This window comes from Aurantimonas coralicida DSM 14790 (genome assembly GCF_000421645.1).
Lineage (GTDB): Bacteria > Pseudomonadota > Alphaproteobacteria > Rhizobiales > Rhizobiaceae > Aurantimonas > Aurantimonas coralicida.
On sequence record NZ_ATXK01000012.1, the window covers coordinates 130,718 to 140,304 of the forward strand.

11 protein-coding genes and 1 pseudogene are annotated in these 9,587 nt (G+C 69.1%); 4 read left to right on the forward strand and 8 right to left on the reverse strand.

The window, feature by feature from the left end:
• Positions 1–20 precede the first annotated feature (20 nt).
• Entirely contained in the window at positions 21–722 is a 702-nt protein-coding gene (locus H536_RS0119675) for an SDR family oxidoreductase (protein WP_024352078.1), read from the reverse strand.
• Between the two features lie 120 nt (positions 723–842).
• On the opposite strand from H536_RS0119675, the gene H536_RS0119680 reads away from it, so the two are divergent.
• Entirely contained in the window at positions 843–1,730 is an 888-nt protein-coding gene (locus H536_RS0119680) for a LysR substrate-binding domain-containing protein (protein ID WP_024352079.1), read from the forward strand.
• 75 nt (positions 1,731–1,805) lie between these two features.
• A complete protein-coding gene (uvrB, locus tag H536_RS0119685) occupies positions 1,806–5,102 on the forward strand; it encodes an excinuclease ABC subunit UvrB (protein ID WP_024352080.1) in 3,297 nt (1,098 codons plus the stop codon).
• A 151-nt stretch (positions 5,103–5,253) separates the two neighbouring features.
• Here uvrB and H536_RS0119690 read toward each other — a convergent pair whose 3' ends face one another.
• The 7 genes from H536_RS0119690 to H536_RS23435 form a co-directional block, all read right to left on the reverse strand.
• A complete protein-coding gene (locus H536_RS0119690) occupies positions 5,254–5,712 on the reverse strand; it encodes a GNAT family N-acetyltransferase (protein ID WP_024352081.1) in 459 nt (152 codons plus the stop codon).
• A gap of 207 nt (positions 5,713–5,919) precedes the next feature.
• A complete protein-coding gene (locus H536_RS25385; RefSeq protein WP_266102081.1) occupies positions 5,920–6,042 on the reverse strand; it encodes a hypothetical protein in 123 nt (40 codons plus the stop codon).
• 22 nt (positions 6,043–6,064) lie between these two features.
• Positions 6,065–6,517: a hypothetical protein gene (locus H536_RS0119700; protein WP_024352082.1), complete on the reverse strand. Its 453-nt coding sequence runs from the start codon at positions 6,515–6,517 to the stop codon at positions 6,065–6,067.
• An 82-nt stretch (positions 6,518–6,599) separates the two neighbouring features.
• Positions 6,600–6,899, reverse strand: a complete 300-nt coding sequence (locus tag H536_RS0119705; protein ID WP_024352083.1) for a hypothetical protein — start codon at positions 6,897–6,899, stop codon at positions 6,600–6,602.
• 65 nt (positions 6,900–6,964) lie between these two features.
• A complete protein-coding gene (locus tag H536_RS24565; RefSeq protein WP_155898565.1) occupies positions 6,965–7,102 on the reverse strand; it encodes a hypothetical protein in 138 nt (45 codons plus the stop codon).
• Between the two features lie 91 nt (positions 7,103–7,193).
• The gene (locus H536_RS0119715) at positions 7,194–8,015 is read right to left on the reverse strand and encodes a class I SAM-dependent DNA methyltransferase (RefSeq protein WP_024352084.1); all 822 of its coding nucleotides are present in this window, start codon (positions 8,013–8,015) and stop codon (positions 7,194–7,196) included.
• A gap of 78 nt (positions 8,016–8,093) precedes the next feature.
• Entirely contained in the window at positions 8,094–8,729 is a 636-nt protein-coding gene (locus H536_RS23435) for a pyroglutamyl-peptidase I (protein ID WP_081651998.1), read from the reverse strand.
• Between the two features lie 335 nt (positions 8,730–9,064).
• Here H536_RS23435 and H536_RS23900 point away from each other — a divergent pair.
• Both H536_RS23900 and H536_RS25515 read left to right on the forward strand, forming a co-directional pair.
• A pseudogene (locus tag H536_RS23900) lies at positions 9,065–9,259 on the forward strand (cold-shock protein); the annotation flags it as partial.
• A gap of 82 nt (positions 9,260–9,341) precedes the next feature.
• A partial coding sequence (locus H536_RS25515; RefSeq protein WP_155898378.1) for a helix-turn-helix domain-containing protein occupies positions 9,342–9,587 on the forward strand: 246 nt, incomplete at its 3' end.

Here is a 9,587-nt window from a genome sequence, read left to right on the forward strand (position 1 = left end):
CGAATTCAGCGAACAGCCCCTCAGACGGACCGCGTGATGCCGCCGTCGACGCGCAAATTCTGGCCGGTGATGTAGCCGCCGCCCTCCGAGACGAGGAACGCCACCGTCGCGGCAATCTCGGCGCTGGTGCCGTAGCGGCCCATCGGCACCCGCTGGCGGCGCGCGTCGGTCTCCGGCAGGCTGTCGATGAAGCCCGGCAGGACGTTGTTCATGCGCACATTGTCGGCGGCGTAGCGGTCGGCGAAGAGCTTGGCGAAGCCGGCCAGCCCGGCCCGGAAGACGCCGGAGGTCGGGAACACCGGATCCGGCTCGAAGGCCGCGAAGGTCGAGATGTTGACGATGGCGCCGGCCTTCTGGGCGACCATGATCGGCGTCACCAGCCGGATCGGCCGGACCGCGCCGAGGAAATACACCTCCATGCCCTCGTGCCAGTCGTCGTCGGTGAGATCCAGCACCGGCCCGCGCGGGCCGTGGCCGGCGCTGTTGACCAGCGCGTCGATGCGGCCCCAGCGATCCATCGTCCCGTCGACCAGCCGCTGCAAATCGTCCGGCGAGCGGTTCGACCCGGTCACGCCGAAGCCGCCCAGTTCCTCGGCCAGCGCCGCGCCCTTGCCGGAGGACGACAGGATCGCGACGCGAAAACCATCCGCCGCCAGGCGTCGCGCCGTCGCCGCACCCATGCCGCTGCCACCGGCCGTGACGATCGCTACCTTCTGGGTCATCTGGATGCCTTTCCGTTCGGCCCGCGCCGGGCGGCGGGGCTTCGATCGGGCAATTCTGGCACCGCCCTCCGATCGGGACTATGCAGAAGTTCGGCTGTCACACTGCAGGAAATCTACTGGATGCACGGACGCTCTCCCCGCCTGCCGCCGCTGAACGGCCTGCGCGCCTTCGCGGTCGCCGCCCGCCATGGCAATTTCCGGCAGGCGGCCGAGGAGCTCCGCGTCTCGCAGGGCGCCGTCGCCCAGCAGGTGCGCGGGCTCGAAGCCGAACTCGGCCTGTCGCTGTTCGACCGCCTGCCGCGCGGCCTGGCGCTGACCGACCAGGGCCGGGCCTATGCCGCCCAGCTCGGACGGGCCTTCGAGTTGATGGCCGACGCGACGGCCGCCCTCAAATCGGCGCCGCGCCATCTGACCATCAGCGTCACGCCGACCTTCGCGGCGAAATGGCTGATCCCGCGCCTGCCGGATTTCGCGGTCGCCCATCCCGACATCGAGTTGCGGATTTCCGCCTCGGACCGCCTCGCGAACTTCCAGTCCGACGGCGTCGATCTCGCCGTGCGGCAGGGGCGCCCGCCCTTCGGGCCGGGCCTGCGCGCCGATCCGCTGTTCGCCCAGGAGATCGTCGCGGTCTGTGCCCTGGCCTTGGCGACGGCGCTGGCCGCGTCTTCCGGCACCGCACCGCTCGACGGAATGGTGCTGCTCGACGACGCCCATGATCTGTGGCCGCAATTCGCCGACACGATCCTGCGAACCCGCCTGCCCGACACTGCCCGGCACGTACGCTTCAACCAGACCGCCCTGGCCATCGACGCCGCCATCGCCGGACAGGGCGTCGCCCTCGCCAGCCGCTTCCTGGTCGCGCAGGATCTGGCCGCCGGGCGCCTTGTCCTCGCCGTGCCGCAATCGCTGCGCGGCGACAGCGATTTCCACGTCGTCACGCCGCGCGCCCGCCAGTCGGCGGCGGTCGAAGAGGTCCGCGCCTGGCTGCTGCGGCAGCGCGCCGCGTAGACGCCGGCACGCCGCCGCAATTTGCCCCGTTCGCCCGGCTTCCAACCCCGGGGGCCGGTCCCTATATGTTCCGCCATGGCTTCCAGATCCCGCACCACCCGCTCGCGTCCCGCCTCCGACACCGCCGAGGACGAGGCGCCCTTCGATCCGGGCGCGCCGGCGCGGCGCGGCGGCTTCGCGGAAGCCCCGCAGGCCGATTTCGCGGCGGCGCAGGAATTTGCCGGGCCGGTCTCCGGCTGGGCCGACGAGATCGCCCAGGGGCTGGAGACCACGGCCGAGCATGTCGCCGACGGCGAAGCACCCGCCGAGCCCGAGCCCGCGAAGGCCAAGGCGAAGCCCGCCGCCAAGTCCGGCAAGACGGCGGCCAACGCCGGCGCGCGGCCCGGCAAGACGTCGCGCGGCACCTCGATGGGCGGCACCAGCGATCCCAAGCAGCGCGCCGCCGCCGGGCTCAATCCGGTCGCCGGCATGGATCTCAGCCTCGAGGACGCCAAGGGCCTGCCCGAGGGCGGCGTCACCGCCACGGTCGACGCCCTCACCAAGCTGATCTCCGAGGGCAATCCGCTGCTGAAGAACGGCGAGATCTGGGTGCCCCACCGCCCGGCCCGGCCCGACAAGTCCGAGGGCGGCGTGCCGTTCCGCATCGCCTCGGACTACACGCCCCAGGGCGACCAGCCGACCGCCATCGCCGACCTCGTCTCCGGCATCACAGACCAGGACCAGACCCAGGTGCTGCTCGGCGTCACCGGCTCGGGCAAGACCTTCAGCGTCGCCAATGTCATCGAGAAGACCCAGCGCCCGGCGCTGATCCTTGCCCCTAACAAGACCCTGGCGGCGCAGCTCTACGGCGAGTTCAAGGCGTTCTTCCCGGACAATGCCGTCGAGTATTTCGTCTCCTATTACGATTATTACCAGCCGGAAGCCTACGTGCCGCGCTCCGACACCTTCATCGAGAAGGAATCCTCGATCAACGAGCAGATCGACCGGATGCGCCACGCCGCCACCCGCGCCCTCCTGGAGCGCGACGACGTCATCATCGTCGCCTCGGTCTCCTGCATCTACGGTATCGGCTCGGTCGAGACCTACACGGCGATGACGTTCCAGATGTCGATCGGCGACCGGCTCGACCAGCGCCAGCTCCTCGCCGACCTGGTCGCCCAGCAGTACAAGCGCCGCGACATGGATTTCCAGCGCGGCTCCTTCCGGGTGCGCGGCGACACGATCGAGATCTTCCCGGCCCATCTGGAAGACCGGGCCTGGCGCATCTCGCTGTTCGGCGACGAGATCGAGTCGATCCAGGAATTCGACCCGCTGACCGGCCAGAAGACCGACGACCTCAAGTCGGTGAAGATCTACGCCAACTCCCACTATGTCACGCCGCGGCCGACGCTGAACCAGGCCGTGCGCCTCATCAAGGAGGAGCTGCGCCACCGCCTCGTCGAGCTGGAAAAGGCCGGCCGCCTGCTGGAAGCCCAGCGGCTCGAGCAGCGTACCCGCTTCGACATCGAGATGATCGAGGCCACCGGCTCGTGCCCCGGCATCGAGAACTATTCGCGCTACCTCACCGGCCGCCAGCCCGGCCACCCGCCGCCGACCCTGTTCGAATACCTGCCCGACAACGCCCTGGTCTTCATCGACGAGAGCCACGTCACCGTGCCGCAGATCGGCGCCATGTATCGCGGCGACTTCCGCCGCAAGGCGACGCTGGCCGAATACGGCTTCCGCCTGCCCTCCTGCATGGACAACCGGCCGCTGCGCTTCGAGGAGTGGAACGCTATGCGGCCGCAGACCGTCGCGGTCTCGGCCACCCCCGGCTCGTGGGAAATGGAGGAGGCCGGCGGCGTCTTCGCCGAACAGGTCATCCGCCCCACCGGCCTGATCGACCCGCCGGTGGAGATCCGCCCGGCCCGCAGCCAGGTCGACGACCTCGTCGGCGAGATCCGCGACACCGTCGACAAGGGCTACCGCGTCCTCGCCACGGTGCTGACCAAGCGCATGGCCGAGGACCTCACCGAATATCTCCACGAGCAGGGCATCCGCGTCCGCTACATGCATTCGGACATCGACACGCTGGAGCGCATCGAGATCATCCGCGATCTCCGCCTCGGCGCCTTCGACGTGCTGGTCGGCATCAACCTTTTGCGCGAGGGCCTCGACATTCCCGAATGCGGTCTCGTCGCCATTCTCGACGCCGACAAGGAGGGGTTCCTGCGCTCCGAGACCTCGCTGATCCAGACCATCGGCCGCGCCGCGCGCAATGTCGACGGCAAGGTCGTGCTCTATGCCGACCGCACCACCGGCTCGATGGAGCGGGCCATCGCCGAGACCAACCGGCGCCGCGAGAAGCAGGAGGCCTACAATGCCGATCACGGCATCACCCCGGCCTCGGTGAAGGCGCAGATCGCCGACATTCTCGACAGCTATTACGAAAAGGACCATGTGCGGGTCGATGTCGGCCCGGGCGCCAAGGAAGGCGCCATGGTCGGCAACAATCTCAAGAGCCATCTCGAGCATCTGGAAAAGCAGATGCGCGACGCCGCCGCCGATCTCGACTTCGAGACCGCCGCCCGGCTGCGCGACGAGATCAAGCGGCTGCAGGCCAAGGAGCTGGAATTCGGCGGCCTGCCCGGCGGCGATTCCGGCTCCGGCGGCAAGAAGGCCAAGGGCGGCGGCAATGTCATCGACGCCGCCGACCCCATGGCGATGGCCGCCGAACTGGAGGAGGAGGCGATCTCCCCGGTCACCGGCCGCTCCAAATACGGCCGCAAGACCAAGCGCGACCGCCAGCCTGCCGGCGGCGAACGGTTCGGCCCGCGCGGCGAACCGCTGAAACCCCGCGGCGAAGGCTCCGACCGCCGCCCGGCGCCGCTGGCCCGCCCGCCCAGGCCCGGCGACGCCGCCGCCTCCCCCGCCGGCCATGACGCCAGCGCGCCGACCGACGGCCCGTCGGGCCAGCCGGGCGGCGACACGACTGCCGGCTCGTATTTCCAGAAGCCGTCCCTCGACGACATGGGCCCGGGCACCGACACGGCGCGTCCCGACCGGCCGGGCCTGTTCCGCAAGAACTCGCTGGACGAAATGACCGTCGGTCGCACCGAAAAGCCGGTCGGCAAGCCCGCCCCGAAAAAGCCGGCGACCCGCAAGCCTACGGACACAGCCTCACCCGCGGCGGACACCGGCTCCGGCACGGGTCCGGGCATGGGCAGGGGCACGGGCCCCAACGCCCCTCATGGTGAGCCTGTCGAACCACGCACCACCTCAGGTGACGCCGCCCCCATCCGCCGCGAACGCATCGGCCGCGGCTCCTACGAGGACCCCGCCGACCAGAAGCGCAAGCGCCGGCCCGGCAAGACCGGCCGCCCGGGGCGGTAGGACGGCGACGGGCCCACGGCCCCCTGATCCCTCATCCTGAGCCTGTCGAAGGATCGGGGATCACACCTCCAGCCGAACACAGCGCCAAGCGCCCCTCGCCCTTCGACAGGCTCAGGATGAGGGGCTACTGCAAAGGAATGGGAGCGCCCCCCTAGCCCCAGTCGCGGCGCATGGTGGCCATGCCGTTGCGGCGGCCGAGTTCCTCGTAGCCGGCGGCCTCGTAGACCCGCAAGGCCGGCTCGTTGTCGAGCTCGACCTTCAGCGTCACCGAGATGGCGCCGAGATCGCGGGCGGCCTGTTCGGCCAGCGCCGCCAGCTGCGCCCCGGCGCCGCCGCGGGCCGCCTCCTCGACGAAGACATAGACGAGGTGGCGCACCTCCGGCCCGATGCCGACCCGCAGGGCGAAGAAGCCGACCTCGCGGCCGGTCGCGTCGACCAGGTAGAAGGAGGCGTCGTCGGCCTCGTTCAGCCATTTCTCCCGCCATTCCAGCGGGTCGAACGGATGCTTGGCGTTGGGATTGACCAGGGCGAGGTCGTCGGCCTCGACCAGCAGCCGGGCGAGCGGTGCCAGGTCGAAGGGCGCATTGGCGCGAAGGGCAAGGTCGGACACGGGCGGCTCCATGGCGGTGTCGTCAGGGAAGTTGGGCGCGCCCCTCGCACGGACCAGCCGCCGTTTCAACCGCCTGAACGCCCGAAACCGGCCGCTCGAAGCGTCCCGGAAGCAGTCCCCCTCCGGCGTCATCCCCGGGGCCTGACCCGGGGACCCATGCCAAACCCTCACCACCGCCGCCAACGCTGACGACGGCACCACCGGCCGTCAGCGCGGAACGGCGCCGTCCATCATCGCGGCATTGTTCTCCCAGCGGGCGCTGCGCACCTCGTCGGACGGCGTCGCGCAGGCGCCCAGCATCAACAGGGCAAGAAGGGGAAGGAATTTCATCGGGTCGGCTCCTGAAGGAAAACTATCGGCAGAGTTCGGCGAGATGCCAGCCGCCGGCCGGACTCGCCACGTCGGCGATCTTCCAGCCGGCCGGTGTCTCGGTCACGGTCCAGACAATCGCCTGCGCCTGTCCGAAATTGCTGAACCGCGCCGTCACCTCCACCGCGTCATCGCCGGTCGGAGTACTTGCGAGCGTCAGCGTCTCGGTCACTTCGGTGTCGACGAAATCCTGCCCGTCGATGACGAAGGAGAAGTCGAGGCATCCGATGTCGCCACCGGCCGCCTCGGCTTCGTGCCGCTCCAGGGTCTCCCGCGCGGCGCCGGTGAAACGGTCCGACTCGCGCTCGGCGTCGAAGGGCGGCGTATAGAAGGCGCGCCCCGCCGCCTCGGCGCCGGGATCGGCGGCGGCGGGCAAGGCCGGGGCGAGGATTGTGAGCGCCGAGAGGAGGCGGAGGAAGCAGGCGGATGCGGTCATCGGGGCGGTCCGAAGGAGGAATGTCGCGCAATCTCGCCCGGCGCCCTGCCCCTGTCCAGCAGCATCGGCGGCGGCGCCCCGGTCAGTGCGGGTTCTGTCCCGGCACGATGCCGCCGGCCGGCGTGTCAGCCATCACCGAGGGCGTCACGCCGTTCACCAGCGGCTGAGCCGATGCCTTGCCGTAAACGCTGCCCACACCGTAGAGCCACGGCAAGCCGGGGCTGTAGGGCCGCAGCACGACGCGCCCGTCCGGCAGCACGACACGGCGCGACTGCTGCTTCTCGCGCTCCGACAGGCGCACGCCCACCGGCTCCTGGGCGGCGGCCGGCAGCACCGGTGTCATGAGCGCGGTGGCAAGGAGAGCGGCAAGCATGCGGCGCATAGTGGGAGTCCTTCCTGTTTCGATACCGGCCACAACGCGCAAGCGGCCATCCGCGTTGCAGGCCATCAGTCGGAGATCTGCCCCGGCACGATCCCGCCCGACGGCGTCCCGCGATCGGCGGAGCTGTTGGCCGAGCGCGTGCCCTGACAGCCGGCCGCGACCAGAAGCACGCAGGCGGTGGTGATGGTAAGAATTCTTCGCATGACGGTCTCCGGCAGGTTGGATCTGCTCGCAGAACGGTCCGGCCCCGCCGGAGTTGCCGCGATGTGACGCACGCCTGCGTGAACGGCGCCCTCAGCGCTTGCGGGCGAGCACCAGATGTCCGGGCGCCGGTTCGCCCTCCTGCCGACGCACGACGATCGACGTCGCCTCCAGCGTCTCGAAGCCATGTGCCGCCAGCCGGTCGCGCACGTAGCTCTCCTTGTGGTGAAAGCGCTGGTGCGGCCCGACCATGAAGTCCCGTGCGCCAAAAGTCGCGTCCGGCATGGTCTCGGTCGAGAAGCCGAAGATGCCGCCGCCGCTCATTCGCGCCGAGGTCGCGGCAAACAGCGGATCGAGCCCGCCAAGATAGGGCAGCACGTCGGTCGCCACGACGAGATCGAAGGGCTCGGGCTCGTCGAATTCCGCCAGGAAGCCGACCGCCTCGCCGATATAGAGATGATCATAGACACCCTTGTCGAAGCAGGTCTCGATCATGCCTTCCGACAGATCGACGCCGATCAGCGTCGCAATCCGGTCCCGCAGCGCCTCGCCGGCCAGACCCGTTCCGCAGCCGAGATCCAGCGCCCGCTCATAGGGTCCCGGCGCGACCGCCGCCAGCCGCTCGGCGATGAGGCCCGGCACGCCATAGCCGAGCTGGCGCACCAGGATGTCCTCGAAATCGTCGGCATGCTGGTCGAACAGCGTCGCCACATAGGCGTCGCCCGCCGAGGCCGGCGTCTCGCCCTCGCCCATCGCCGCCATCCGCACGGCGGCGCCGGCATGGTCGTCCGGATCGAGCGCCAGGCAGCGGCGATACGCGTCGGCCGCAGCAGTGCGGTCGCCGGCCTTCTCCAGCGCCAGCGCCTCTTCATAGGCTTCGGCCAGGGCCGCCTCGTCGATGGGGGTGTCGCTCATTGCCGCTCCTATGGGTGTCGCGGTGCCTCTTAGGGCAAAGTTTAGGCCGGCGACAGCCGACCCGCATGGCTCTGTGGATCAGACGGCGGCCGTGCCGCTGCCCAGTTCGTTCACGAGGGCCAGCGCCGCGGCGGCAATCCGCGCCGCCGGCATGCTGCAGAAGATCTCCGGCATCCCGTCGATCTCGTCGGCCTGCGCCGCCGCCTCGTCGCTCAGCGGCACATGGAAGAAGCCGAAATTGCGCACCCCGAGCGCATCGGCGTTGAAGGCCAAGCGGTAGAGCGTGTCGTTGCAGAGATAGCCGCCCGCATCCGACGACCATTCGAAGGACACGCTGGCGCCGCGCAGTGCCGATGTCACGGTCTCCCATGGCATCCGGCAGGCGAGCGCCTCCGGTCCGTCGAGCACCGCCGGCCCGGCGGGAAACGCGCCTGTCGCATCGGCCTGTCCGAGCTTGCGGCGGTTGTGGGCGACCCGTTCGATGCGCAGCCGCTCGGCCCGCTTGTGCAGACCGAACAGGACGACGCTGGTCGGTGCCAGGGTCTCGATCAGGGTTCGCAGGCGCGGCCAGCTCGTTTCCCACTCCACCGGCAGGACGGCGGCGCGAAACGCTTCACCGTGGCGCGGGTCGGATTCGAGGGTTCGCACCATCGCTTCCGTCGGATTGTGGGGCGCACCGGGGAAGGAGGAAAATCCGCAAACGAGTATTTTCATTTGAGATGAATGCCTTGGGAAGAGCCCGCCGATCGCGGCGTCGATCCGTCTTTACAGCGGGTTTTGGATGGTGGAAGCTGTATTGCCTGTCCCGAAATGGCACGCGACACGCGCCCTGAATACGTCGCTCGTCGGGCCGGAAACGGGATAGCAATGAAGGAGGCTTCGGGCAATCTCGCGAACAAGGGTCATGGACGAACTGCGTATCGGAGGCGCATCCTCCGGGTGGTCTGCGGTACAATTTCAGGCCACGATGTATCGGTTCCTTTCCTAGTCAAGACTTGCCTGCCACCGCCAAACGGCGACTCGTAATGCCAGGATAAGGGATACCGACGATGGCACAGACCGGTACGGTCAAGTTCTTCAATACCGAAAAGGGCTTCGGCTTCATTAAGCCCGACGATGGCGGCGCGGACATCTTCGTCCATATCTCCGCCGTTCAGGCCTCCGGCCTGCCGGGGCTCGAGGAGAACCAGAAGGTCTCCTACGACACCGAGCCGGACAAGCGCGGCAAGGGTCCGAAGGCCGTTAGAGCGTCCGGTAATAAGTGTGAATCGGATGGTTCCGCTTGGCCGCGTATTCTGATTCCTTGCGTGCGGGAGGATACGCACCATGGGAAGATCGGTTTCATCGGACTTGCGGCTTCGGATAGTTCGTGGTGTTGCGGCTGGCGAGACGCGGCGTGCGGCGGCGGCGCGGCTTCAGGTTGCGCCATCGACCGCGGTGAGAGTTCAGGCCCGTTACGCCCGCACGGGTTCCGTGGAGCCGGCCAAACAGGGTCGTCCTGCTGGATCTGGCAAGCTCGGGCCGCATCGGCTCGCCATCGTCGAGAAGGTGAAGGCCAGACCCGACATCACC